25 protein-coding genes, 1 tRNA gene and 1 pseudogene are annotated in these 26996 nt (G+C 41.6%); 18 read left to right on the top strand and 9 right to left on the bottom strand.

Annotated elements, in window-relative coordinates:
- Positions 1-148: 148 nt before the first annotated feature.
- The 3 genes from MKI79_RS02235 (at position 149) to MKI79_RS02225 (ending at position 4152) form a co-directional block, all read left to right on the top strand.
- A complete protein-coding gene (locus MKI79_RS02235) occupies positions 149-2311 on the top strand; it encodes a sensor histidine kinase (protein ID WP_241570444.1) in 2163 nt (720 codons plus the stop codon).
- Positions 2308-2961 carry a LuxR C-terminal-related transcriptional regulator gene (locus tag MKI79_RS02230; protein WP_241570443.1) on the top strand — a complete coding sequence of 218 codons (654 nt, stop codon included), beginning with the start codon at positions 2308-2310 and terminating at the stop codon, positions 2959-2961. The genes MKI79_RS02235 and MKI79_RS02230 overlap by 4 nt, the downstream gene beginning before the upstream one ends.
- Positions 2962-3177: 216 nt before the next feature.
- Positions 3178-4152, top strand: a complete 975-nt coding sequence (locus MKI79_RS02225; RefSeq protein WP_241570442.1) for a hypothetical protein — start codon at positions 3178-3180, stop codon at positions 4150-4152.
- A gap of 72 nt (positions 4153-4224) precedes the next feature.
- Here MKI79_RS02225 and MKI79_RS02220 read toward each other — a convergent pair whose 3' ends face one another.
- Positions 4225-4857: an LOG family protein gene (locus MKI79_RS02220; RefSeq protein ID WP_241570579.1), complete on the bottom strand. Its 633-nt coding sequence runs from the start codon at positions 4855-4857 to the stop codon at positions 4225-4227.
- Between the two features lie 331 nt (positions 4858-5188).
- Here MKI79_RS02220 and MKI79_RS02215 point away from each other — a divergent pair, with 331 nt between their 5' ends.
- Positions 5189-6769 (top strand): TerC family protein, encoded by a 1581-nt coding sequence (locus MKI79_RS02215; RefSeq protein WP_241570441.1) that lies wholly within the window; start codon positions 5189-5191, stop codon positions 6767-6769.
- A 92-nt stretch (positions 6770-6861) separates the two neighbouring features.
- On the opposite strand, the gene def is transcribed toward MKI79_RS02215, so the two are convergent.
- Positions 6862-7392, bottom strand: coding sequence for a peptide deformylase (def, locus tag MKI79_RS02210; protein ID WP_241570440.1), 531 nt, complete (start codon positions 7390-7392; stop codon positions 6862-6864).
- Between the two features lie 123 nt (positions 7393-7515).
- Here def and MKI79_RS02205 point away from each other — a divergent pair, with 123 nt between their 5' ends.
- The 3 genes from MKI79_RS02205 (at position 7516) to MKI79_RS02195 (ending at position 10552) form a co-directional block, all read left to right on the top strand.
- Positions 7516-8655, top strand: coding sequence for a LysM peptidoglycan-binding domain-containing protein (locus MKI79_RS02205; protein ID WP_241570439.1), 1140 nt, complete (start codon positions 7516-7518; stop codon positions 8653-8655).
- A 96-nt stretch (positions 8656-8751) separates the two neighbouring features.
- The gene (gene dprA / locus MKI79_RS02200) at positions 8752-9933 is read left to right on the top strand and encodes a DNA-processing protein DprA (protein WP_241570438.1); all 1182 of its coding nucleotides are present in this window, start codon (positions 8752-8754) and stop codon (positions 9931-9933) included.
- 49 nt (positions 9934-9982) lie between these two features.
- Entirely contained in the window at positions 9983-10552 is a 570-nt protein-coding gene (locus MKI79_RS02195) for an L-threonylcarbamoyladenylate synthase (RefSeq protein ID WP_241570437.1), read from the top strand.
- A gap of 26 nt (positions 10553-10578) precedes the next feature.
- On the opposite strand, the gene MKI79_RS02190 is transcribed toward MKI79_RS02195, so the two are convergent.
- Entirely contained in the window at positions 10579-11472 is an 894-nt protein-coding gene (locus MKI79_RS02190; protein ID WP_241570436.1) for a DMT family transporter, read from the bottom strand.
- 236 nt (positions 11473-11708) lie between these two features.
- On the opposite strand from MKI79_RS02190, the gene MKI79_RS02185 reads away from it, so the two are divergent.
- On the top strand, positions 11709-12332 hold the full coding sequence (locus MKI79_RS02185; RefSeq protein ID WP_241570435.1) for a hypothetical protein: 624 nt from the start codon (positions 11709-11711) through the stop codon (positions 12330-12332).
- A 99-nt stretch (positions 12333-12431) separates the two neighbouring features.
- Positions 12432-12974, top strand: coding sequence for a glutathione peroxidase (locus tag MKI79_RS02180; RefSeq protein WP_241570434.1), 543 nt, complete (start codon positions 12432-12434; stop codon positions 12972-12974).
- A gap of 324 nt (positions 12975-13298) precedes the next feature.
- Here the strand turns inward: MKI79_RS02180 and ettA are convergent, their stop codons facing one another.
- On the bottom strand, positions 13299-14960 hold the full coding sequence (gene ettA, locus MKI79_RS02175) for an energy-dependent translational throttle protein EttA (RefSeq protein ID WP_092619015.1): 1662 nt from the start codon (positions 14958-14960) through the stop codon (positions 13299-13301).
- 482 nt (positions 14961-15442) lie between these two features.
- Between ettA and MKI79_RS02170 the strand changes: the two genes are divergently transcribed.
- Both MKI79_RS02170 and MKI79_RS02165 read left to right on the top strand, forming a co-directional pair.
- A complete protein-coding gene (locus MKI79_RS02170) occupies positions 15443-16510 on the top strand; it encodes an amidohydrolase family protein (RefSeq protein ID WP_241570578.1) in 1068 nt (355 codons plus the stop codon).
- Between the two features lie 306 nt (positions 16511-16816).
- Positions 16817-17704, top strand: coding sequence for an SDR family NAD(P)-dependent oxidoreductase (locus MKI79_RS02165; protein ID WP_241570433.1), 888 nt, complete (start codon positions 16817-16819; stop codon positions 17702-17704).
- 76 nt (positions 17705-17780) lie between these two features.
- Here MKI79_RS02165 and MKI79_RS02160 read toward each other — a convergent pair whose 3' ends face one another.
- Positions 17781-18206, bottom strand: a complete 426-nt coding sequence (locus MKI79_RS02160) for a BLUF domain-containing protein (RefSeq protein WP_241570432.1) — start codon at positions 18204-18206, stop codon at positions 17781-17783.
- Between the two features lie 210 nt (positions 18207-18416).
- A tRNA-Ser gene (locus MKI79_RS02155) sits at positions 18417-18507 on the bottom strand.
- A gap of 113 nt (positions 18508-18620) precedes the next feature.
- On the opposite strand from MKI79_RS02155, the gene MKI79_RS02150 reads away from it, so the two are divergent.
- Positions 18621-20492 carry a potassium transporter Kup gene (locus MKI79_RS02150; RefSeq protein ID WP_241570431.1) on the top strand — a complete coding sequence of 624 codons (1872 nt, stop codon included), beginning with the start codon at positions 18621-18623 and terminating at the stop codon, positions 20490-20492.
- A 788-nt stretch (positions 20493-21280) separates the two neighbouring features.
- Here MKI79_RS02150 and MKI79_RS11725 read toward each other — a convergent pair.
- Positions 21281-21425, bottom strand: a pseudogene (locus tag MKI79_RS11725) (hypothetical protein); the annotation flags it as partial.
- A 508-nt stretch (positions 21426-21933) separates the two neighbouring features.
- Between MKI79_RS11725 and MKI79_RS02140 the strand changes: the two are divergent.
- Entirely contained in the window at positions 21934-23094 is a 1161-nt protein-coding gene (locus MKI79_RS02140) for a DNA/RNA non-specific endonuclease (RefSeq protein WP_241570429.1), read from the top strand.
- A 35-nt stretch (positions 23095-23129) separates the two neighbouring features.
- Positions 23130-23399, top strand: coding sequence for a hypothetical protein (locus MKI79_RS02135; RefSeq protein ID WP_241570428.1), 270 nt, complete (start codon positions 23130-23132; stop codon positions 23397-23399).
- 45 nt (positions 23400-23444) lie between these two features.
- On the opposite strand, the gene MKI79_RS02130 is transcribed toward MKI79_RS02135, so the two are convergent.
- The gene (locus tag MKI79_RS02130; RefSeq protein WP_241570427.1) at positions 23445-23723 is read right to left on the bottom strand and encodes a hypothetical protein; all 279 of its coding nucleotides are present in this window, start codon (positions 23721-23723) and stop codon (positions 23445-23447) included.
- 67 nt (positions 23724-23790) lie between these two features.
- On the bottom strand, positions 23791-24549 hold the full coding sequence (gene hisF, locus MKI79_RS02125) for an imidazole glycerol phosphate synthase subunit HisF (RefSeq protein ID WP_241570426.1): 759 nt from the start codon (positions 24547-24549) through the stop codon (positions 23791-23793).
- A gap of 158 nt (positions 24550-24707) precedes the next feature.
- Here hisF and MKI79_RS02120 point away from each other — a divergent pair, with 158 nt between their 5' ends.
- The 4 genes from MKI79_RS02120 to MKI79_RS02105 are packed head-to-tail and all read left to right on the top strand — an operon-like array spanning position 24708 to position 26976.
- The gene (locus tag MKI79_RS02120; RefSeq protein WP_241570425.1) at positions 24708-25661 is read left to right on the top strand and encodes a homoserine kinase; all 954 of its coding nucleotides are present in this window, start codon (positions 24708-24710) and stop codon (positions 25659-25661) included.
- Positions 25661-26293, top strand: coding sequence for a DUF1294 domain-containing protein (locus MKI79_RS02115; RefSeq protein ID WP_241570424.1), 633 nt, complete (start codon positions 25661-25663; stop codon positions 26291-26293). Before MKI79_RS02120 ends, MKI79_RS02115 begins: the two co-directional genes overlap by 1 nt.
- Before the next feature lie 23 nt (positions 26294-26316).
- Positions 26317-26703 (top strand): DUF4870 family protein, encoded by a 387-nt coding sequence (locus MKI79_RS02110; RefSeq protein ID WP_241570423.1) that lies wholly within the window; start codon positions 26317-26319, stop codon positions 26701-26703.
- A 24-nt stretch (positions 26704-26727) separates the two neighbouring features.
- On the top strand, positions 26728-26976 hold the full coding sequence (locus tag MKI79_RS02105) for a hypothetical protein (protein ID WP_241570422.1): 249 nt from the start codon (positions 26728-26730) through the stop codon (positions 26974-26976).
- Positions 26977-26996: the final 20 nt, after the last annotated feature.

Here is a 26996-nt window from a genome sequence, read left to right as displayed (position 1 = left end):
GTAGATGTTTTCTTATTTTATAATCATGTAAATATTAATAATGCGCTATCCCTAGAATAGGGGATATTACTCAATAAAAAATCAATAGATACTAGTGCAGGGATTCAATCTGTGTAGGTTGGAGGTGGCACTGGTCACGGGGACGTAAATGAAGATTGTCGCACGCATGTCGCCGACTACAATTTTGTACTTTGCAACTCTTTTTGCTGTGTTGTGGGTGAGCATTATTTTATTGCTTGCAATTAGACAACCCTATTTGGGGCTCGTATTCAGTCCACATGAACAATCTGTCATTATCAAAGAGATAAAAACACCTCATATGCCTCAGCATTTCAAAGAAAATGCTGTTCTATCAATTTCAAGTTCTACTGGTGAAATCCAACTGCAAAGTGTGGATTTGACGATCGAACCCGATAGTACAATGAAAACCTACGCAGATTATCGGCATTTTCTCAATCGCCAAGCACAAATCCATACTATCTTAAAAAATAACGAGCATCTGACTTTGACCTTTGTCAATCAAGAAAGTTTAGAGCTCCCTATTGCGCCTGTCCGACCGATTCTTAGCCTTGATGTGTCCTTTTGGATTCAGATTTTTGTTGGAATCACATCATGGCTTATTACTGCTGCAATTTTTGCGTTCCGAACCAATACTATAGCGGCACGTTATTTACTATTATCTGGGTTTTCAACCTTACTATTTACTACTTTTGCAGCAGTCTACACCACTCGTGAACTAGCAATTGACGCCAATTTATTTCAATTTTTAAGTGATTATAATTTTTTTGGCGGTAGCCTCTATATTGCATGCTTTATCGCACTCCTCTTGTACTACCCACGAAAAATAGCACCTACTTGGCTTGGTTTCTTAGTTATTTCCATATATGTCATATGGTTTATCGCACAACAACGTGGATTCTTTGTAGACATGAGTTTTGCTAGACGAATCCTTGTCATGATTGGATTAATCTGCTCTCTTGGCTTAACCATCTTACATTGGCAGTTCTCAAAACGAAATCCTGTTGAGCGTGCAGCATTACAATGGTTTTTATTGTCATGGATTTTTGGTATTTCTTTATTTGCAATATTCATTTTATTACCAACTTTGTTTGGCATTGATACGTCTGCTCTACAAGGTTATGCCTTTTTATTGATTTTGATGGTCTATATTGGATTAGCATTAGGTATTCTCCGTTACAGACTATTTGAACTTGATCGCTGGTGGGGTCGTACAATTTTGCTGTTGGTAGCCATCGTTGTGCTTTTATTAATGGATATCGCATTAATCAATGTGCTCCATATGGCGCCGAAACACTCTCTTGTCTTTTCTGTCGTCTTCGTCGGCATTCTAATCTTGCCAATGCGTATTTGGATTTGGGAAAAACTACTAAAGCAAGGTAATGAAAATCAATCGCATCAATTTAAAAAAATTATCAACATCGCCTTGTCTAGCCAAGATCAAAATTATCAAAACCAATGGACTGAACTTTTCCAAAATCAATATCAACCACTCAATATTTTAATAGATAATCAAATTGACTCCGTCAAAATTACACAAGATGGCTTGAGCCTACATATCCCAGCTATTGAAGAATTACCTGCCCTCACCATTCAATACGCTGGGCAAGGACGTAGATTGTTTTCAAGCCAAGATATTGAGGATGCTAATGAAATTTGTGAAATGTTAAAATATGCCTTAAATGCTCGACAAGCCTATGAAGCAGGCACTATCGAAGAGCGAAAACGTATCAGTCGTGACCTTCATGACAATGTTGGTTCACAACTCGTAAGCGCACTACATCAAACTGAAAATGCGCATAAAAATGAAATGATTCGAACCACACTGATGGATCTTAGACAAATTATCAATAATAACCTTCAGAGTATTCATGCTTTGGATGAGTTACTCGCCAATCTAAGACAAGAAACATCTCAACAATTAGAGATAGTTAATATCCAGCTTGAGTGGCAACTTTTCGGTGATAGCAATATTCATGCTCCTATCGAATTAATGCATAGCCTGAGATCTATTATACGAGAAGCTAGTCATAATATTATTCGGCATGCGAATGCTACACAAGCATCTGTATTTATTAATATTCAACAGCAAAGTATTCAGCTAACGATTAAAGACAATGGGCAAGGAGTCCCAGCATCAAATCATGAAATACAAGACTACCAAGAAGGACATGGGTTACAAAATATGCGAACACGAGCGAAATCACTCGGTGGAAATATCACATATACCAACCTCTTCCCTGGTTTTTCGATTTATGCCGAACTTCCACTAGACGGAGCACAGCACGCATGAATGTTTTGATTTTAGAAGATCAAATCCATACTCAAGTTTGGCTAGAAAACATTGCCAACACAGCATTTCCTACGACAGCTATCAAAACTGCCAACACACTAAAAGAAGCGTTGCATTTAATCACATTGGATCAGTTTGATATTGCATTGATCGACTTCAAACTTCCTGATGGAACAGGCGTTGAATTGATCTCGAAAATAAAACAACAAACAAACAATACCTTATGTGTGATTATTAGCGCAATCGGAGATGATGAGCAAGTAATAACCGCTTTGTCAAAAGGTGCTGACGGCTATATGATGAAAGACCAATTAGAACCTTTAATCATTAAGCAATTACAACAATTATTACAAGGTATCCCTGCATTATCTCCATCCATAGCAAGGAGATTAATGTATCATTTTTATCAAACCCCCCCTAGCCATACAGCGCCGTGCATCTTAACTGATCGCGAAAAAGAAGTGCTGATACAGATTAGTCAAGGTTTAAGAAATCATGAAGTGGCTGAGAGGCTTAATATTGCTGAATGTACCGTCGCATCACATATCAAATCAATTTACCAAAAGCTAAATATTTCATCTCGAGCAGCAGCAGCAAGCTATGCGACACAAATTGGCCTACACACACCGATAACAAATAAATGGCAATAAATATTAATCACAGTCAAGTTTATCTCCCTTAAGTATAAAAATACTCAAGCTATTGAAATATTATACTTTTTAAGAATTATTTATAAAAAGTAAAATATTTAGATGATATTGTCATCAAACTTTCATAAAATAGACACATTTTTGCAATATTGACTTCCAAACGAAGTCATCTTTGCTTTTTTAGGCTACAACAGTTACCCCACAAGGGAATGTACCATGTCAATTGAATTATTGATGATTGTTGGATTTTGCTTAGCGGCATATTCCATCGTCGGTAATGATGTTCCGCAAACCTTAGGGACGTTTATTTCATCAAATTCGCATCGCCCGTGGTGGGTGCTGTGGTTATTCGCCAGTACTATTTTAGCAATTGTTTTGCTTTATGGTTGGTGGGCTTCAGGTATTGGGGATGCTGCCTATGGTCGTTTAGAAACCATTCCCTATCCCGAAGGTGGTATGTCGTGGCTATATATTGTGCCACCGATTCTTCTGATTATTCTCACCAAATATGGCATTCCTGTCAGTACCACTTTTCTCGTTCTCACCATTTTTTCACCAAGTAGTTTAAGTAGCATGCTCACCAAGTCGGTGATGGGCTACGCTGTCGCATTTGTAGTAGCGATCTTGGTGTACCGCTTTGTGATCCGTAAAGTCACCGTCTATTTCTCCGAAACCAAGCACGAATCCCCAACTCGCTTTTGGATCGTGTTGCAATGGGGAGCAACTGCCTTCTTATGGAGTCAATGGCTGATTCAGGATTTGGCAAACATCTTTGTTTATGTGCCACGCCAAGTACCTTTTGAGTTTATGCTGTTTGCGGTGGCGACTTTTGTGGTGTTGATGGGCGTGATTTTCTATCAACGTGGCGGTGCGATTCAAAATATTATCAATACCAAAACTGGTGTAGAAGACATTCGAGCCGCCACCATTATCGACTTTATTTATGCCTTGATTCTGCTTGTATTTAAGGAATGGAGCAATATTCCAATGAGTACCACTTGGGTATTCTTAGGTTTACTTGCAGGACGTGAGTTTGCCATTTCGATGCATATGGTCACCGTCGATAGTCGCTATACCGCACGGAATATCAGTAAAGATGCCATGAAACTTTTACTCGGTTTAGCCGTTAGTATTCTCTTGGCGACAGGCTTACCGTGGTTATATCAACATATTAATAATTGGATTGGTTAAGCCGAATTTCAGCCAATGCAACACAAAAAATGCCATCTTATCTGATGGCATTTTTATATCAAAAATTTAAGCTTAAATCGCAAACTCACTTGGACAGTTTAAATTTTCAAGTACGTCTAGAATTTGTTGGATATCGTTACATAACAAGACTTTGGCACGATGATGCAACGGTAAAAAACCTTCTTCCACTGCATGATCAAGCTGTGCAATTAATGTGTCGTAATAGCCATTCACGTTAAAAATCATGATTGGTTTTTGATGCTGATTGAGCTGTCCCCAAGTTGCGACTTCTAAGATTTCTTCAAAAGTTCCTAAACCACCTGGCAAGGCAATAAAGGCGCTTGCACGTTCTGCCATCATGGCTTTACGGGTGTGCATAGTATCGACCACATGAAGCTCCGTGAGTTTTTCATTGGCAATTTCATAATCCAACATGAACTCAGGAATCACACCAACCACTTCACCGCCATATTCAAGGACGGTGTCGGCAATTTGTCCCATCAGACCAATACTTGCACCCCCATAGACTGCACCAAAGCCATTTTCAGCAAGTTCTTTGGCAAGTGCAATTGCGGACTGTTGATAGATCGGTTTATTGCCTGCACGTGAGCCGCAGTAGAGTGCAATCAAGGTTTGTGTAGCAATCTTTTCAGCTTGTTTAACTTGGTTCTTTGATTCTGTAGTTGTGGCTTCTGCACTTTTCATTTCTTGGTGTTGTTCTCGCACCATATTATTCATTCTCCATCTCCTATTTCATTTTCAGTATACGCATGTCAGGGCTTAGCTTGTATAGACTTTATGAAAATTTTATGAAACTCGCCGATTTTGTGCATTTTTAACACAATATTTCGCAACAATTTTTAATGAAATCACACGCAGACTTGCATATACTGAACACATCTTTCACCACTTCAAAAGTTTATATGAGTAGTCGATGTTGTCACTTTTACTGTGATAATTTTATGTTGATCAATAATAATTTTTTAAACCAATGGGATACTGCCTTGTGCACTCCGTTTTTTAAGGAGGCAAGCGCATGATTTTTGAATGGATGTCCGATCCGTCTGCTTGGGTCGGCTTAGCCACGCTGATCATTCTTGAAATTGTCCTTGGTATCGACAACCTCGTCTTTATCGCCATCTTGGCAGAGAAGCTTCCGCCTGAACAACGACATAACGCACGCCGACTTGGTTTAAGTTTGGCATTGGGTATGCGAATTGTCTTGTTATTCTCCATTTCATGGGTCATGACCTTGACTGATGATTTGTTTACGGTCTTTGGTTACGGCTTCTCAGGGCGAGATTTAATTCTGATTTTTGGTGGTATTTTCTTATTATTTAAAGCCACGATGGAAATCCATGAGCGCATCGCAGGCAAGATAGAAGCCAAAGAAGAAAATGTTGTTCACGCATCTTTTTGGATGGTGATAGCGCAGATCGTTGTACTTGATGCCGTGTTCTCGCTAGACAGTGTAATCACTGCGGTGGGAATGGTACCACACCTGTCTGTGATGGTGATTGCGGTAACAATTGCCATGATCATCATGTTTATTGCATCTAAGCCATTGATGAACTTCGTCAATAAGCATCCAACCGTCGTGATTCTGTGTTTGGCATTCTTATTCATGATCGGTTTCTCGCTCGTGATCGAGGGTTTCGGCTTCCACATTCCAAAAGGTTACTTGTACGCTGCGATTGGCTTCTCAGTATTGATCGAAGCCATCAACCAAGCGACCAAACGTAACCGTGAGAAAATGATCACCACCACCGATTTGCGTTCTCGCACGGCTTCGGCTGTACTCCGCTTATTGGGTGGACGACATGTTGAACATCATGATGGTGAGCATCTCTCTGAAACTGCAGATATTTTGGCAACCCATTCTTCTGTCAATGATGTGTTCTCTGATGAAGAAAAAGGTATGATTCATGGTGTATTGACCCTTGCAGAACGTCCTGTCAAATCCATCATGACGCCACGCCCTGATCTGGAATGGCTTGATCTAAATGATCCTGACCTCAAAGAGCAATTGCTTGCTATTGGACACTCACGAATTCTCATCGCACAGGACAACTTGGATAATCTTGCAGGTGTTGCACTGACCCACAAAGTGATGAATGACTTGCTTGAAACAGGCGAGATTCGTATCGAAGAAAATCTGCGTCAGCCTTTGGTAGTGCATGAAAACCTCAAAGTTTTGACCTTGATGGAACAGTTGCGTAATGCGCCAATGCAAATCGCCATTGTCCTCAATGAATACGGCTCAATCGAAGGAATTGCTACACCGATCGACATCTTAGAAGCGATCGCAGGTGAGTTCCCTGATGATGAGGACGACATCCTCCCTGATGCCGAAGTGCTCGAAGAAGGTGTATGGATGCTCGACGGTTCAAGCGATATTCGTCATGTGTCGATCTTGATTGATAAAGATCTCGTCGATGATAATGAAGAATATTCTACACTTTCAGGTTATTTACTGTGGCATTTTGGACGTGTTCCAAGCGATGGCGAAAGTATCGAAGCAGATGGTTTCCGTTTTGATATTTTGACTATGGATGGACATAAGATTGATCGAGTGCGGATCAACAAGATTGATCCTTATCAGTCCGCTTCAGATTAACTCTAAGCAATTTATCTACACATAAAAAAACTGCCCTCGTGGCAGTTTTTTTATTCGTCGTATTTTTTGTTCTTTACGCCTAAATAACTGAATCAGCGTTTTGCAGGCACTTTTTGCTTTTGCTGTTGACGGACAAACTTTTCAACCTTCTCACGTGCACGTTGACGTTTCAGCGGTGAAAGATAATCGACAAACAGCTTACCATTTAAGTGATCCATCTCATGCTGAATACATACTGCAAGTAAATCTTCGGCTTCAATTTCAAATTTTTCACCATCTAAATTCAAAGCTTCGATTTTTACACGTGACGGACGCTCAACTTTATCGTATATTTGAGGAACCGAAAGACAGCCTTCTTCGTAAGGTGCTGTTTGTTCAGTCAGTGGTGTGACTTTGGGGTTGATGAATACCATAGGCTGATCTTTGTTTTCAGACAGATCCATCACGATCAACTGAATATGACGATCCACCTGTGTCGCAGCCAAACCAATGCCAGGAGCGGCATACATGGTTTCAAACATATCAGACGCAAGCTGACGAATGTCGTCATTGACGTCTTCGACAGGCTTAGCAATGGTGCGTAATCGTTGATCGGGAAAACTTAAAATAGGTAGCAGTGCCATATGGTCCTCACAGTTGCCATTGGTAAAGCAAATATCTAAAATGATATATTTACTTCACTAGGGGGCGTTTGTATCGGGTAACATTATAGCCGAATTACAAACACATTATTAGGGATTATGATAATGACAAAAGTTTTGCACAACCAAACAAGCATGACGACGGCTTTGAAACGGGGTGTACTGGCAGTTGCCATGAGTGTTGGGCTCGGATTGGGTGTTGCAGTGGAAGCACAAGCAAAAAATCCAACGCCACCTTCTCTACGTGGTGATGCACCAAATGTCTATATCGTCAAAAAAGGCGATACTTTGTGGGATATTTCTGGACGCTTTTTAACAAAACCGTGGCGTTGGCCAGAGATTTGGGCGAGCAATAAGCATGTCCGTAATCCACATTTGATTTATCCAGGTGATCGTTTATTACTTTGTACACTTGATGGACGTACGCTTATTGGTCGTGATGAAGGCGATGGTTGTGAAGGGATTTTCCGCCGTGCTGGCGCAACAACACTTGCACCGCAAATCCGTGTCGAATCACTGAATAATGCGATTCCTGTCATTCCACTCGATGAAATTCGTCATTGGTTAGAACGTAATATCGTTATTGCGCCTGAAACTTTAGAGAATATTCCATACGTTGTGGGTATGACTGAGCGCCGTGTCATCGCAGCTGAAGGTGATCGTATCTATGTGCGTGGTAATGGCGTACAAATCGGTCAGCCGTATGCGATCTATCGTCAAGGCGATCCGTACAAACTAAAAGATGAAAATGGCAAAGAGTACATTGCTGCACTTGAGTTGACTCAAGTTGCAACTGGCTTAGTCACGCAAGTGGACAAAGACATTAGTACATTCGAAATCAATAAAACCTATAAAGCCGAAGTGCGTAAAGGTGATTTATTGATGCCCATCTACGATCCAATGTTGCCAACATTATTCTATCCTGTACCAGTCGATACAGTTGCGGAAGGCGGTCAAGTTGTCCGTGTACTGGGTTCAATCGGTACAGCAGGCAAACACAGCGTGGTCGCTTTGAATCGTGGTCAACAAGCAGGTGTGACTGTTGGGCAAGTCTTTGCACTTGATCAGCTTGGTGAAACAACGGTTGATCCGAAGACCAAAGAAAATCTACAGCTTCCAAACCAACGTATTGGTCATGCTTTAGTTTTTCGTACTTTTGATCAGATCAGCTATGCGTACATCCTAGACAGTAGCTTACCTGTTAAAACAGGCGCGCTACTTGCTGTACCAATGTCTGAAGAATAAATCCAATCGACAGGTGATTAGGTTCGTCTAATCACCTGTTTTTTATTATTAAAATTCAATAACAAACAATTCTCGATTAAAACGATTTTAAATAAGATGCCTCAAAAACTTTCCCACTCTGAACTCGCAAAACTTAAACTCTGGTATATCTTACATCATTCGGTCAGTAGCTATTTTAAATTACTACATCTTTTCCAAAATGCCGAACACGCCATAGATTTAAAACATTTAGAAAAATGGCAACAGCTAAAGCTTCATACCAACCACATTGAACGTTTTAAAGACTTTCACACCGACTCAGGTCAAGCGCAATTTGAAAAGCGTTTTGAACTCATCAAAAACCATTGCGAACATATTTTATTTGATGGTAATGACGATTATCCTGATCAACTCAGTCATTATGAAGATCGCCCACCGATTTTATTTATCCGCGGTCAAAAAGATTTAATAAAACAATCGCAAATAGCCATTGTCGGTAGTCGCAAACCTAGCCCACACGGTGCGCAAGTGGCGTATGATTTTTCTAGTTATTTTGCCAGTCGAGGCTATCACACGACCAGCGGACTTGCGATAGGCATTGATGCCGCAGCACATCATGGCGCAATTCATCAAGGTCAGAGCATTGCCGTAATCGGTACAGGTTTGGATCAATGCTATCCATCTGAGCATCAGCAACTTTCGCAAAAGATCATCGATACTGGCGGTGCCATCGTGACTGAGTTCTTCCCTGCCACACCGCCTGCCAAACAAAACTTTCCACGTCGCAACCGCATTATTAGCGGACTGAGTGAAGCGACCTTAGTCGTTGAAGCAGGTTTTAAAAGTGGCTCGCTGATCACTGCAAAAACCGCCGCTGATCAAGGTAAATCCGTCTTTGCCATTCCTGGGCATATATATAGTCAGTTTCATCAAGGTTGTCATCAGCTGATTCGTGAAGGCGCAACGCTGATTGACCATCCTGAACAGCTTCTCGAAGACTTAAACGCCTTCCATCCACAGCTTGATACACCTCAATCTAACAAGACAATACAGCTTGAAAAAAGCCAGAAGGCTCAGCGACAAGAGAGCATTCCACAGCAGACAAAAGTGATTCCTACGCAGGTTGAAATTCCTGCACATCTCGCCAAGCTTTACGCAGAGTTGGATTGGGTTGGATTATCGATTGATGAACTCGCAACACGTGTACAAACTTCCATCAGCGAACTGAACGTGGCTTTGGTAGAATTAGAACTCCTCGGCGCATGCCGTCAACATGCAGGTCGCTACCTGCGTTGCTAACGCCTATATTGTGCGCTAACCGAAAGTACTTTTACTTCTTGTGCGAACTATGCAAACTATCAATCTTGAACAAGCCATATACACCTTAAAACAAGGCGATGTCCTCGCCTACCCGACTGAGGCGGTTTGGGGATTGGGCTGTGATCCACGCCAAGAAGATGCTTTTCGAAAGATTCTCAAACTGAAACAACGCCCGATCGAAAAAGGCGTCATTCTACTCAGTGAAAATATTGACCGTGTTGAGCCATTACTTGCCGATCTTGATACAACGATACGTAATCAAATCATCGCATCATGGGAAAAATCAGCCCAAAATCAACGTGCTTATACTTGGCTATTGCCGATCAATAGTGAGATTCCTGCGTGGATTTATGGTGATCATGATCGTGTTGCGATTCGTGTCACCAATCACCCACTCTGCCAACAGCTTTGCCGAAGCTTAAATGATTTTGTCGTATCAACCAGTGCCAATCCTGCGGGACTTTCTCCTGCGATAAGCGCATCTGAAGTACAAAAATATTTCTCTGATCAAGTCGCAATTTTATCAGGTGAATTAGGCGATAGTCCTGAGCCAAGTCGTATTGTTGATGCAGTGACTGGACAAGTGATACGCGCTTAGAAAAAGGTATTTTCAACCTTTCTAATTCACTTTTTCTGTACCAATAAAATCCCTACCAAGACCAGGATACCGCCAATAGAGTGATACGTTGTCCATTGTTCTTTGAGAAAAATATAGGCAATAATGGCGGTGAAAATCGGTGCCAAATTGAGAAATACACTGCTTTTATTCGAACCTAAAGCTTGGATCGACATCATCCATACCAATGGCGCAACTATAGATGGAAAAAGTGCGGCGTAGAGCACAGGCGGAAGGTTTGACGCATTCAAAGCATCTAAGCCGAAGTACAAAAGAAATGGTAGATGCAACACGACCGCAAAACAAATCTGCATGTACAACATGATGGATAGTGGCAAGGCAATCTTCCAATGTTGCAACAACACGCCATAGCCTGCATACAACATCACCGCCAATATCATCAGCAAATCACCAATAATATGTTGCCCATGAAGCAATTGCTGAATATTCCCTTGCGTCACTAAGTACCCTAATCCAATGATCGAAATCATCGAACCAAACAACGCCATCGCACTTGTGCGAATCTGCAACACCACTAGACTAAGCAGAATCGAGAAAATTGGAATAAAGGCATTGATAATGCCCATATTGGTGGCTGTCGTATAATGCGCTGCGGTATATGCCAAACCCTGATAGCACACCATACCAAAGAAGCCGAGTACAGCTAAGCGTAGTAAATGCGGACGAACATCAACCCAGCGCCGAATGACTTTGGGTAAACAAAATGGTGTTAGCACAACTAAAGCAATCAACCACCGATAAAAACTAATACTGATCGGTGAAATCAAATCCACGGCATAACGTGTAACCACGATATTGACCGCCCAAACCAAGACCGCTGTCAGAGGCAATAAGTAGACATAGCGATGTAACATTAATGAGCTGTGGTCGGCTGAAGACATAATAAACAAACAACTAAAATTTCAGATAGACATTATTGGCACCGCTGTGACCAAAGTAAATATAAAGTTAACGTATTCACAGCAAAACGATGCAAATAGTATTCGTAAGTTTGATCTACTTTCAGATATAGTAACCGCATCTTAAACATGCTGTATCGAGTTCTTGTTTTGCACGATCTTTGATACAGCCAACCCACGACAAGATGATCAATTAGATCAAATATATGGATAAACAAATGAAAAAATTAACATTACTTGCTTTAGTCGCTTCAATGGCAGCTTTTACCGCATGTTCAAAACCAGTTACCGAAGTAAAACAAGGTGAAAGTGCTGCGACTGCGCAAGTGGCTAAGCCTGCAAAACTATCAACAGATAATCCAACGGATATCCAAGCCGACATTGATAAACTGCAAGCCTACGGTGCAACACAAGAGCCAAAATCTCGTGAGCTTGGACAACGTATGGAAGCTGCGATGCAAGAGAAAAACAAAGCTGAAATTGACAAACTTTTTCCAGAGCTCAAAGCTTTTGTTGAAACAAGTAACAAAGAACTTCGTGCAATCGAATTAAAGAGCTCGGAAGCCAATGAACTTCGTGAAAAAATGATTGAAAATAGCTTGATCAGCATTGAAATGAGTGAAGTTGTGATCCAAACTGATCCTGAAAAGCTTGATATTGAAAAAGTAAAACCATTACAAGAAAAAGCCATGAAAGCACAGCAAGAGCTAATTACGCTGAGCCAAGCGATCTATGCCAAAATTGAAGGTGCAAACAGCGCGGTAGCTCAAGGTGCTGAAACTGCAGCACCAAGTGCAGAAGCTGCAAATACTGAAACTGCACCTGTAGAAGCAGCACAATAATCATAAAGAATTTGCATTGAAGATATTGTGTTGAAGATGAAGTCATCACACCTTGTGATGGTTTCACTTCATTGACCAACATCATGGAATGAGCACGAGATGAGTACGATTCAAAACATCGCTTTTCAGAAAATGGGTGGTGCGACTGCAACGCTTGCAGATTATCAAGGCAAAGTGGCGTTGATCGTCAATGTCGCTTCGAAGTGTGGTCTAACGCCACAATATGAAGCTTTGGAAAAACTATATCGTTTAAAAAAAGCAGAAGGTTTAGAAATTTTAGGCTTCCCTGCCAATAACTTTCTCGAACAAGAACCCGGTAGCGATGCAGAGATTCAAGAGTTTTGTTCTGTCAGTTATGATGTGACGTTTCCGTTATTTTCAAAAATTTCTGTTGCAGGTGATGATAAACATCCGTTGTATCAAGCATTGATTGAAACTCAACCTGAGCGTATCGGCGAAGGACCGTGGTGGGATGATCTGGTGGAATATGGTTTAACACCTAATCCAAAACCTGAAGTGCTATGGAATTTTGAAAAATTTCTTGTCAATCGTCGTGGTGAAGTCATCGCACGTTTTGCACCTGACATTACTGCCGAAGACCCACGTCTTTTAGAAGCGATTGAAATTGCGTTGGCTGAATAAATCTTAGTTTGTTATACGACGAGTAAATATTATCTGATACGTGGGAACGTCAGTCGCATTGTTCGAGGACAGGACATTGTTGGTAAAGTGACGTTCTTCAAGGTGTCAGATTGATTTTGATATATGCCCGAGTTTGCGACTGACAAAATGGCTTTGCCTACTTTCCCCGAAAGGAAAGTAGGTCGAACCGAAGGTTAATCCCGACTTATGCGTATAAACAGCAAGAACTTACCTAAAAGATTCTGCTTTTTATCTGATCCTAGATTAACTTAACCTTCCAATCAAAAAACCGCATCACTTGATGCGGTTTTTTGAAATTAGTATTTACCCACTGATTTTCTTGTACTTAGCACGTGTTGGACGTGCTTCATCACCAAGTTTCTTCTTACGATAAGCTTCATACTCAGTATAGTTGCCGTCGTAGAATTCAGGTTCATCATTTTCAAAAGACAAAATGTGTGTCGCAATACGGTCAAGGAACCAACGATCATGCGAAACGACCATGACTGTACCTGGGAAAACTAAAATCGCATCTTCTAACGCACGTAATGTTTCCACGTCCAAGTCATTCGACGGTTCATCGAGTAAGATGACATTGGCACCTTGCTGTAGAATCTTCGCCAATTGCAAACGGTTACGCTCACCACCTGATAGCTCGCCGACACGCTTCTGCTGATCTTGACCTTTGAAGTTAAAGCGTCCGATATAAGCACGTGAAGCAATTTCATAATCGCCGACTTTGAGAATATCCAAACCGCCAGAAACTTCTTCCCACACGGTTTTGTTGTTATCCAAAGTGTCACGAATCTGACCAACATACGCCACTTTGACTGATTCACCGAGCGTCACAGTCCCTGTATCAGGCTGTTGTTCTTCAGTCATCATACGGAATAATGTGGTTTTACCCGCACCGTTTGGACCAACGATACCAACGATCGCTGCTGGCGGTACGGTAAAGCTCAAGTTTTCATACAACAAACGCCCATCAAAGGATTTGCTGATGTTATTCACTTCAACCACTTTGTTACCAAGACGAGGACCTGGTGGAATGTAAATTTCAGAGGTTTCATTACGCTCTTGGAATTCTTTCGAGTTCAGTTCCTCGAAACGCTCCATACGCGCTTTATTCTTCTTCTGCTGACCTTTAGCATTCTGACGCACCCATTCCAATTCCTTTTTCAAGGCTTTGGCGAACGACTCTTCTTGCTTCTGCTCTTGCTCTAGGCGTGCATTCTTCTGCTCAAGCCAAGCGGTATAGTTACCTTGATATGGAATACCATGTCCACGGTCAAGCTCGAGAATCCACTCCGCCACATTATCCAAGAAATAACGGTCATGGGTAATCGCCACGATCGTACCTTGGAAATCTTTCAAGAAGCGTTCAAGCCATGCAACAGATTCTGCGTCCAAATGGTTAGTCGGTTCGTCAAGAAGCAACATATCAGGCTTCGACAAGAGCAAACGACACAGTGCAACACGACGGCGCTCACCACCTGAAAGCAAACTCACATCCGCATCCCACGCAGGTAGGCGTAGCGCATCAGCGGCTTGTTCAAGTTGATTATTCAGGTTATGTGCATCCCATGCTTGGATAATGCCTTCGAGCTTCTCTTGCTCTTTGGCAAGCGCATCAAAGTCTGCATCTTCTGCAGCATATTCAGCGAATACTTCGTCAAGACGTGCCAACGCATCAAGTGGTTCACGCAAACCATCTTCGACATTACCACGTACATCTTTGCTTGGGTCTAGCGGTGGCTCTTGCTCAAGATAGCCAATTTTAATGCCAGTTTGCGCACGTGCTTCACCAGAGAAGTCTTTATCGACACCAGCCATGATGCGAAGCAAGGTTGATTTACCCGCACCGTTTAGACCGAGTACACCAATCTTGGCACCAGGGAAAAATGACAGGGAAATATTTTTGAGGATTTCACGCTTTGGTGGAACCATCTTGGACACACGATTCATCGTGTAAATATATTGGGCCACGTAGGACTCCTAAAGTTGTTCAACTCATGCCGTTGGTGATTTTAGTTTCCATCACACATTAAAAAAACTTGACGATAGTCGAAGAAATTAATCCTGATACAAGGCAACCGTGTGAAGGTGTACATGTAGTACTTCGAACGAGGTTAACGCTGTAGCAGGATCTAAGTTCTCTGACTATAGAACGGCGACACATAAATGCCGACTATTATAGGAGAAATCGCCGTGAAGTGAAAACAAAGTTCATCATTGCTCGCAGATAATCCCGAAACAACATATTTCCAAGACGGCTTTTTCTAAGATGGTTTCCTAAAATGGCTTTTTCCAAGACAGTTATTTCTAAACTAACTTTTTCTAAGCGCTTTCTCAATATGAACAGTATTCATAATCGCAATGTGAATCGAATCATTTTATTCATCATCATTTCAGGTTTATAGTGAATTAATCAGGACGATAGATAAATAGGCAAAGCCATGACACAGGAAGTGATGCAACTCAATTTCCCCATCATCGACCCACATATACACCAATGGGACCCATACCATACGCCACATGCCGCACAGCATTTGGTGAAAGTTTTGGGAAATTATCCTCGTGCTATGGATAGGCTGCTACGATTAGTCAAACCAAAACCATTGATTGACACCTTAGGGCTTACCGATCACGCACTTGCGCCGTATCTCCCTCGCAACTATAAGCAAGACATTGGTCATTTTAATGTCGAAAGTGTCGTTCATGTGGAAGCAAATTGGCATGACCATAAAGGTACTGGTGTGGTCGGTGAAACTCGTTGGATCGATCAACTGCCCTTTGATGAACAAAACATCCAGTTAGGTGCAATCGTTGCCACTGCAGACCCGAGGAAACGTGATTTTAAGAAAATATTACTACTGCACCGTGAAGCCAGTCCGCAGTTTCGTGGTATCCGAAAAATGGCGTCTTTTCATGAAGATAAAGGTATTTATCGGTGGTGCGATCAAGCAGGACTTTACCGTGATAAAAAATTCCTGAAAGGCTTTGAGCAGATCGTTCGTCAAAATCTCACTTTTGACGCATGGTGCTACTCGACACAGCTTGATGATGTGACTGCTCTCGCCAAACGCTTTCCTGAAGCGAAAATCATGCTTGACCATCTCGGCACACCTGTTGGACTATTTGGTGCCGTTGGCAAATCTACAGGACAAAGCGCTCAAGCACGCCAAGCGATCTTTGAAGAATGGAAAGTCAAACTAGCGACAATTGCAGAATGTCAAAACGTCTATGCCAAAATTTCAGGTTTACTCATGCCTGTACTTGGACATGACTTTCATCTTAAAAAGCAAAAAGCCACGAAAATGCAGATTATCAAACGGCTACAACCAATGATTGACCATGCTGTACAGGTATTTGGAACAGATCGTATCGTCTTCGCATCTAACTTTCCAATGGATAAACCTAGCGCAGATTTAACCGAAATCATTGCCGCTTACATCGAGATGACTCAACCTTATGGCGAGGATGCGATGTTTAAAATCTTCCATCAAAATGCCAAGAATTTTTATCAAATCGAGTAATCCAAATCGAATATTCATTGTTCAGCAAGTTTTTACAATTTTTTTTACAAATAAAGATGGATCTTTGATCAAATTTCCAAGAGATTAATTGACATTAGCTCAAGGATTTAGCAAATTAATAGAGTAGGAACTCTAACCAGTTTAGAGTAATCGCTCTATGTAATTTATTATTTTTCATATATTTAGAGTAGATCACCTAGAATAAGTTGGCTATCATGTGTACAGAATAAGTTGTGATGATCAATCAGGAGTCTTGCGCATTACAACACACCAAGAATTTAACTGTATGAACTGTAGGACGCATTTATGAACTCAAGATTGCAAAAACAACTGATCAAAAAAGTCGAAGGAAAAAATATCATTATCACTGGCGCATCAAGTGGTATTGGTTTGACTGCGGCAAAACAACTTGCTAACGCTGGCGCACATGTCATTTTGATGGCACGTACCAAAGAAAAACTCGACGAAGTAAAAGCTGAAATCGAAGCTGAAGGTGGTCAAGCCTCTGTCTTCCCATGCGATCTCAATGACATGGACTCGATTGACAAAGTTTCTAAAGAAATCCAAGCATCTTTTGATCATATTGATATTTTGGTCAATAATGCTGGTCGCTCAATTCGCCGTGCCGTACATGAGTCGGTAGATCGTTTCCATGACTTTGAACGTACCATGCAACTCAACTACTTCGGTGCTGTACGTTTGGTCTTGAACTTATTGCCTGACATGATGGCACGTAAGCAAGGTCAAATTATCAACATCAGCTCAATCGGTGTATTGGCGAATGCAACTCGCTTCTCTGCATACGTTGCATCAAAAGCTGCACTCGATGCGTTTAGCCGTTGTTTATCTGCTGAAGCGTTATCACACAAGATTGCATTAACGTCGATCTATATGCCATTGGTTCGTACACCAATGATTGCACCAACCAAAATGTACAACTACGTACCTACGCTTTCACCAGAGCAAGCAGCTGATTTAATTGCTTATGCGATCGTAAAACGTCCGAAGAAGATCGCTACCAATCTTGGTCGCTTGGCTTCAATCACGTATGCAGTTGCGCCGAACGTCAACAATGTCTTGATGTCAATTGGTTACAACCTATTCCCAAGCTCTACGGCATCTGTCGGCAAGCAGGAAAAATTGAACATTATGCAAAAAGCGTATGCACGCTTATTCCCAGGTGAACACTGGTAATCTGCACTACGCTGTAAAATTGAAAAAGACCATCTTCGGATGGTCTTTTTTTGCATTGGGAATGCACTTCTTTGCTTCAAAGCTTTAATAAATAATCAATAAAGTCTTCAAGACGTTGATCCTGCAACACATAAGGGTCAAATTCGGCAATCCCACGATCATTAAAGAAGCGAAGCATGGCTTTATCAAAAGGTGCATATTTCATATGCCACGTCCCAAAACGAATATAATCAATATCGGATAAATCCAATAAAATCACATCACTATGGCGTGGGTCTTTGGTGATTTTTTCATAAAATAATGGATTAACAATTTCAGTGTCGCCTTCAAGACATTGAAAAAACATACCATTGCCGTAATAGAGCACACCATACACCTGATGTCTGCCATTGAAATCAACTGCCTCAGATAGAATGTCCATCAAATCTTGACGGATTTCATCCTCATCCTTGACCGTTTTACTTGCATAGCATAGCCGTGCAAGTTGTGTATTCACCCCCACCGCAATCACTCCAAAATCAAAAAACAAAAATGATTAAATAATATAAAATCAAATATTTAACTGCATGTCATAAAAGCAGGCATACAAAAATAGAAATACTATGTTTTGAACAAGAAGTAAACAAATAGTTATGACTGGACGATTTGATCAGATCAGGGAGAAAGTTTAATTTTAATTATCGTGATTAAAAATTTATGTTTTTAAAATATCTGGCGGTGAGAGAGGGATTCGAACCCTCGATACGCTATGAACGTATACACGCTTTCCAGGCGTGCTCCTTCAGCCACTCGGACACCTCACCATTGAGGTCAGGGATAATAGCGAAATTTGCAATGAATGCCAAGCAGATTGCACAATAATTGAAAAACAGTGCTAACATTGCCGCAAATACCAAAATCATTGATTTTCATATTTATGAGTCACGTCAAAAAAGCCGCCCTCCCTGCCATGACCCTCGCCGCTCTCGGCGTTGTGTTTGGGGACATTGGGACGAGCCCGCTGTATGCGATCAAAGAATGTTTTTCAGCTGCGCATGTCGATGTCACCATAGAAAGTATCATGGGGATTTTATCCCTGATCTTTTGGTGTATGACCATCACCATTAGCATTAAATATGTCAGCATCATCATGCGAGCGGATAACAATGGTGAAGGTGGCATCATGTCACTTTTGGCATTGAACTTGCGTAATAAACAGCTCATCACAAAACACAAACTGGCAATTATCGCCTGTGGCTTTGTCGGCGCATCGCTATTCTTTGGCGATGGCATCATCACCCCTGCGATCTCCGTACTCTCTGCGGTGGAGGGTTTGAGTATTGCCACGCCGATTTTTAATGATTGGATCGTACCAATTGCACTGGGGATTCTGACCGCATTGTTTATGATTCAGCGTCATGGTACAGCGGTGATGGGGAAGTTTTTTGGTCCTGTGACTTTGTTATGGTTTTTGTCACTTGGTACGCTTGGGCTTTGGAATATTATTCAGACACCGATCGTACTCGGTATGGTGAGTCCGCACTGGGCAGCAAGCTTTGTTTGGGATCACCCTGCGATTGCATTTTTTACCATGGGGGCAGTGATTCTGACCATTACTGGCGGTGAAGCATTGTATGCGGATTTAGGGCATTTTGGTCCGACACCGATTCGTATGGCTTGGTTTACCGTTGTGTTGCCGTGCTTGCTTTTGAATTATGCAGGACAAGGTGCATTGCTTCTTCGTCGTCCCGATGCGATTGAAAATCCATTTTTCTTAATGGTGCCAGAATGGGCACTCTATCCGATGATTGGGCTCGCTACGATTGCTGCGATCATTGCCTCGCAAGCAATGATTACAGGGATTTTCTCAATGGCGAAACAAGCCATTCAGTTGGGTTATTTACCTCGCCTCACCATTCAACAGACTTCTGAATCCGAGCAAGGGCAAATTTATGTCCCATTTTTAAATTGGACATTATTTATTGCCGTGTTCATCATTGTCTTATTGTTTGAAAATAGTTCAAATCTTGCCAGTGCATATGGTGTCGCAGTCACGAGTACCATGCTGTGCGGAACGATTTTGATCACGATTTTGGCGCACACTTATTGGCGTTGGCCTGTCTACAAAACTGCTTTGGTGATGACACCGTTTTTCCTTTTGGATTTGATCTTCGTCAGTGCAACCTCTTTGAAAATTCCTGCAGGCGGTTGGGTGACTATCGCAATTGGTGGTGTGATATTCGTACTGTTGATGACGTGGAAACGTGGTCGTGAGCTCATGTTTGAAAACTTGCAACGTGATGCTTTGCCAGTCGATATCTTTATCAACCATTTGGGCAATAGCGTGCAAATCGTACAAGGTCAGGCGATCTTTATGACCAGCACCCCGAAGATTGTGCCACATGCGATGTTGCACAACTTGAAGCACAACAAAATTTTGCATGAGCTAAACTTCTTGATCACGGTCGAAACCAAAGATGTGCCGTATGTGGAAGATGATGCACGGATTTATATCAAAAAATTAGATGACCGCTTTATCAAAGTGATTGTATATTATGGTTTTAAAGATGAACCTGATATTCCAAAAGCACTGAAACAAGTCTATGATGCGCTTGAGCTTGAGTTTAATATGATGCAAATCAGCTTCTTTATCTCTCGTGATCGTGTGATCTCAACGGTTGGAGATGGTATGGCACCGTGGCGTGAGAAGTTGTTTATTTCTATGCAACGTAATACCAGTGCGGTGAGCGATTTTTATCAAATCCCAAGTAATCGGGTGGTCGAATTAGGTAGTCAGATTGAGATCTAAGCTTTAAATATTCCCAATAAAACCTGCTTAACTTGGTAAAACAAAGCTCCGATGAATCGGAGCTTTGTTTTTAGGTAAATACTAAACTTTAGATTATTGCAACGGCGTTGTTGCATCCATTTCAGGCTCTGCCAACTGTGTTGCATCTTCAGTTTGGTTCATGTCTTCCACAGGGACAGCTTGCGCATTTGGGTCAATCACATCTTGATCCGCTTCAGGCATCAACGCTGCAGCATTTTGATCCATCCCATTTTGCACATCAGCTTGTGCAGAAGCTACTGTTTGATCGGCTTCGGTGATTGCAGTATCAACAGCTGCATTCAGCTCAGCAGTTTGCATAGATGCTTGCTCTGTTGTCGATTGTGCTTGAGCAAGCTGTTTTTGTGCTTCAGTCATTGTTGATTGCTCAGTTTCTAAAATTTCACCTGCATTTGCGCTCAGCTCCGACTCAACATTATCATCCATTGATTCAACATTTTGAGCAAGTTGCTGTGCTTGTTGTACTGACGCATCAACAACAACAGGCGCTGATTGCGCAGTCACTTCTGCATCAGTTTCAACATTTACAGGTGCTTCTACATTTGTTGTCGATATATTCGCCGCAGACTCAACTGGAGCCGATTGCTCAGATTGCATAGATTGAATAGTCGCCTGAGGTGACTGTGATGAAGCTTTCATTGAACCACTAACTGGCGCATTCATTGGGCGCAAAGTACGTGCTTGCACATCAATCACTGCATTTTGCGCAATCGCTTGTGCGATCACTTGCTTTGGAATACCCATTTGCTCAAGTGAGCCTGGCTGACCATTAACTGTGGTTTGTACTGTCGCTTTAGACAAGCTTTCCAACGTATCACCAGGCTGAACTGGTGGCTCTGCAAATGCTGAGCTTGCAAACATTGCAGTGGCAATGGCACTCAGACCTAAAGTCATTTTTGTTCGAGTTGATGTATTTGTCTTGATGTTACTATTTGAGTTAGACATCATATTCTCCAATGTTTTCTCACACTGATTCAAGTGAACACATTAAGGTGAGTTGGATCAGCCCAAAATCCAAGAATTTAAAAAATCGTCAATCATTAAAAACGGATAAACGATCTGACTTGAACTATGGTGTATTTCGATTTTTTAGATAAAGCCTTTTGAACAAAAAAGGTTTCAACTAAAAATGGCATCCGAAATACGCTAGGCTAGATTTAAGTCTTAAAAGACCCATTTCACATTTCAAGTTGCGATCAGCTTAGACTAGCCTTTTGTAAACTTTGTAGCAGTCAAGTTGTCTAAAAGCGCATCAACTGTGTGTTAAACGTGAGTAAAACAAAAGAATTATCTATACTTGGTAAAGTTAGATTGCTAAGATTTTAACAGCGCATCTCCGATGTAAATTTTGAGTAATTTTTGTAGTCGATCTTTTGTAGCCCGATCTTTGTAGCATAGCCTCTTGAAAAAAATATATTTTATCTTTCTTCCTTTATTATCAATCGCTTGTTTCTTACCACAACTCAGCACAGGGCAATTGCTGTCCTTTTCTAATACTTTGTGCCTTGATGAGTTTTACGCAGAAGCGCCACCAGAACTCATCAATAAAAAGCTGAGTGTTGATAGTTACCCACTCTGCAATCAAGGTTTCACCATTCATTATTCAGGCATTTCCAAAACGCCAATTTGGGTGGCAGAAAAGCTTAGCCCTGAACGACTCAGCATTCGGATCAAACGTGAAGATAACTTTCATGAAGATGATCGTCTGCCAGTTTCAGCACAGGCGACCCTAGAGGCATATCGCAATTCGGGTTATGACCGTGGACACATGGCACCCAATGCCGATATGAATAACAAAACCTCTCAATATCAAAGCTTTGCCCTGAGCAACATCATTCCACAGCATTATGATAATAATCAAAATACATGGCGTGAGATCGAAGAAGCCACCCGAGCAATGGTGACAAAATATAAGCTTGATGCTTATATCATTACGGGTTCTGCCTATCTTGAGCCGACGGTTCAATATGTTAAAAAAGGACATGACGTACTTGTACCAAGCCATATTTATAAAGCAGTGTATTTCCCACGTATCGGATTGGCGAGTGCATATCTTAGTAAAAATGACGGCTCTCGCTATGCTGAAACGATAAGCATCTGTGCTTTAGAAGAAAAAGTAGGGATTAATCTTTATCCTCGATTAGATGAACAATCGAAACGGCAAATCTTCGAGCTACCGATGCGAGCCAATCAAGTCAAAGCCAATAAACATCCACAATATCAAGATAGTGACCTACATAGCCAATGTGCACCAATAGTTGAAGCAGAACAGATTTCAGCGACACAAAAACGCTTTGTCGTTGGTCAATCTTATGCATTAGAAAACCCTGTTCAATGGACAACAATTAAAGAAAAGGTTTCTATGCCAAGCTTACCAAACTTGATTGAAATATTTTCAACAGCCAATGAAGATGAAGTTCAAAAAGATGCGTTAGAAAATTCTGAAATGAAAAATGTAAAAATGGATGGTAACGACAGCGATGAACCAAATCGCTTTTCAATCAATCGCATTCTTTTGCCGATCGTAGAGTGGATGAAAGAAAAGGATACAAATGCCAATTAAAAACACGAATTCTAGGACTTAAACAGGACAGAAAAATGGAATTTAAACCTTTTCAAAATCATACACAAAGTATCGCCATAGATGCGCTCACGATTGAAAATCAAGGCGAGCGCATTTCGATTTATGGCAGTTTGCAAATTCATCAAGATCAACACAGCTTAGAGCATGCCAAAATTTTAATGAAGATTTTAGAGCAAACGGTGATAACGCTTGAATCACAAAATTTAGTTATAAAAGTCGAGCAGAATCATGATGATGTGGAAGTGGTTAAAAATCCATTTTTGAATGATACAGCTTCAAAATAATTTTTATAAATCGTTTTTTATATTCAGCCAAAATTTTAATTTTATTTAGGCTTTTAACAGCTCGCCTTGCAACCATGCCAAATAGTTGTGTTGATCTAAAAACTCTGGCGCTTTGGTGGTATCGAGATGATAAGTCCGAGTATTGAATTCAATCATAATATCGCTCGGTGAATATCGACTATCTTTAATGGGAAAATACTTTGCCAAAAATAAGCGATGTTGCCCCCAGTTGGTGAGATTATCAATCCGAGGGCTGTCCAGCTTATTCACAAACTCAACATAACAAGACTTGATATCATCAATGGTGTAAATCTGCTGAGGCATGATCAATCTCATAAAACTCACCTGATGGTGTAAGCCTAATCTTTGATCATGAAGCTTTGATGAAAGCTTATAAACGCATCTCAATGCCTTGCTCTGCAAGAAAGGCTTTGGCTTCGGGAATGCTATGTTGCCCAAAGTGGAAAATCGACGCTGCGAGCACCGCATCTGCCCCACCCTGCAAAATCCCATCTGCCATGTGTTGCAGATTCCCCACACCACCCGAGGCAATGGTTGGAATCGTCACTCGATCGTTAATCGCACGCATCAAACCAATGTCATAGCCCGCTTTGGTGCCATCGGCATCCATACTGGTGACAAGAAGCTCACCTGCGCCAAACTCAGCCATTTTCACTGACCATTCAATCGCATCAATCCCCGTCGGTTTACGTCCGCCGTGAGTGAAAATTTCCCATTTATTCTCAGCGACTTTTTTGGCATCAATGGCGACCACGATACATTGTGCCCCGAAACGACTTGATGCTTCCGCAACGAACTCAGGATTAAATACCGCAGCTGAGTTGATGCTGACTTTATCCGCACCTGCATTGAGCAGTAGTCGAATATCCTCAATCTTGCGCACACCACCGCCAACAGTCAGCGGAACAAAGACCGTTTCCGCCATGCGCTCTACAGTTTTATACGTCGTGTCACGACCATGATGGGTTGCTGTAATGTCTAAAAAGGTAATCTCATCAGCACCTTGCTCATTGTAGCGACGTGCCACTTCCACAGGATCACCCGCATCACGAATATCCAAAAACTGAACGCCTTTGACCACACGTCCATTGTCCACATCTAAACACGGAATAATTCGTTTTGCTAACATAGCTTGATTCTCAGCAACTTGTTTTAATAGCGAAATGACATCTTCAAAAAGACGATTCTTTCAAAGAACATCTAGCTTCTGTGCGCAAAGACTACACCTTGACGCAAGAAGCGGTTATTCTAACAAAAATATTCTGTATGCCTAGAGTTTTCATTGTTATGTCCGTCTATACCCAACTCAATCTTGAACAAGTAAACACTTTCGCCATGCAATATGGCTTAGAGATTATCGAGATCGAACCGATTCAAGGCGGGATTGAAAACACCAATTATTTTATTACTGCAAAAAATGGTCAGGAATTTGTACTCACGGTGTTTGAAGAGCTGGACTTAAATGCAGCTGCCGAATTATTCCCTGTGTTGCAACATCTTGAACAACACGGCATTGCCGTTGCTGTACCTTTAACTTTTCAAGACCGACCGATTCACAGCATCGTCGATAAACCTGCACAGATTGCCCCACGCATTGCAGGCAAACATCCCATGCCATCTACGGTGGCGCAAGTTGGCGCAATGGGTGAAGCATTGGCAAAGATGCATTTGGCTTTGCAAAATTATCCGCTGCAACGTCAAAATAATCACGGTCAATCATGGTGGTCTGCGACTGCCCACGAGCTGTATCCGAAAATGAATGAAGCAGATCAAGCATTACTCACCCAAGTATTTGCGCAGTATGAACAGATGTTTGATGCCTATCCGAATCGTCCCTATGGTTTGATTCATGCGGATTTGTTCCGTGATAATAGTCTGTATGTTGGTGACTCGTTGTCGGGAATTTTAGATTTTTCTGAGCTCAGCTATGATCAGCTATTGCTTGATATTAGTATTACGATGAATGATTTTTGCAGTGATTATCCCAACGTGTCTTTAGATGTGGAAAAAGCACAGGCATTTTTAAATGCTTATCAAGCAGTGCGTGCGTTGACCGATGATGAAAAATCTTGCCTACAAACCTATCTTGCGATGGCAGCCTGTCGTTTTTGGTTAGCTCGTCTACAAGTTGCGGAACGTAATCAACGAGAAGGTCGCATCGGTGCAGATATTTTACAGAAAGATCCGCAAGAGATGCGCAATATGACCCATGACCGTTTAAACACAGAGTACGCATTGTAATGGCACGCTATCAAGGACGTTTAGTCGAATGGCACGATGAGCAAAGCTACGGCTTTATTCAGGGTATTAGCGATCCTAAGCATCAGCGTGTGTTCCTGCATATCAGCGCCTTTGAGCGTAGTGGCCCTCGACCGATTGAGGGCTGTGTGGTGGAGTATGAGCTGGGCATCGACGATCAATCTCGACCGCAAGCCCGCAATGTACGCTACGTCAAAGCCAAGCAAGTCTTTAGCCACAATCCGAACAGCCAACCCTTTTCAAGCGCATCAAAAAAGCGTTTTGCGTGGCATCCGATGTATCTCGCCATGTTGGTGTATTGGGTGGTGCTGTTTGTCACCGCAGCCTATGGACAGCTTCCGCCGTTTACGTTGTTGGTGATTATGCTGGTGAATAGCTATTGTTACTGGATTTTTTATCAAGACAAAAAAGCAGCAATGCAAGGCGATCAACGTATTTCTGAACAGCATTTACTGCTCATGTGCGCACTCGGTGGTTGGACGGCGGCGTGGTTTGCCATGAAGCACTTTCACCATAAGACACAGAAACAACCGTTTAAAAAATACTATTATCTGAGTATCGTGGCGCATATTGCATTGCTTGCGTTTAGTGTGTTTATGCTACGACTATTTTGATTCTTTGAATTGGAAAAATGGAAATGACTAACCAAATCAGCCCAATCGCAACCCAAGATCAGAAAAATCTCACCTACTTACTGTACGGCTTATATCTCGCTGCGATCTTTAGTGCGGGCATCTTGGCAGTGATCGCCATCATTATCAACCATGTCAAATTTTCCAGTGTCAAAGGCACATTTTTAGAAAGTCATTTTCTTTGGCAGATTCGAGGCTTCTGGTGGTATTTGCTGTGGAATGTGATTGGCTTTGCCAGTTTATTTCTCGTAGCTTTTGTCTATCAGTCGGCATGGTGGGCGGTATTTGCGCCAACGATTTGTTTAGTTATTATCGGGCTAGCTTGGGTGTGGAGTGTGTATCGTGCGATACGTGGCTTGATTGCCCTCAGCAATGATGAGGCGATGTATTAACATTTTTTCGTAAGAGAAATAAGCGTGACCACAAACAACAAAAAAGATTCACCGAATAAAGATAAAAGCGAAAAAAGTCCGAATAAATGGAAGCAAGCCATGTGCGGATTATTTGGTGAAATGATAGGACAATTAATTCCTTTACTTCTATTTTTTGCAGTCGCAAATATTTATGCAGCCTACGCCTTTTTAGGTTTAGGTGCATTTTTTCTGATTTTACCTTTCGGCATGTTGAGCTATTACGCATGGAAAAAATGGGTAAAAGGTCAATAAGCCCAAGGAGTTTAATACAA

This window comes from Acinetobacter sedimenti (assembly GCF_022601685.1).
Taxonomy (GTDB): domain Bacteria; phylum Pseudomonadota; class Gammaproteobacteria; order Pseudomonadales; family Moraxellaceae; genus Acinetobacter; species Acinetobacter sedimenti.
This window is presented reverse-complemented; position numbering and strand designations above follow the sequence as displayed.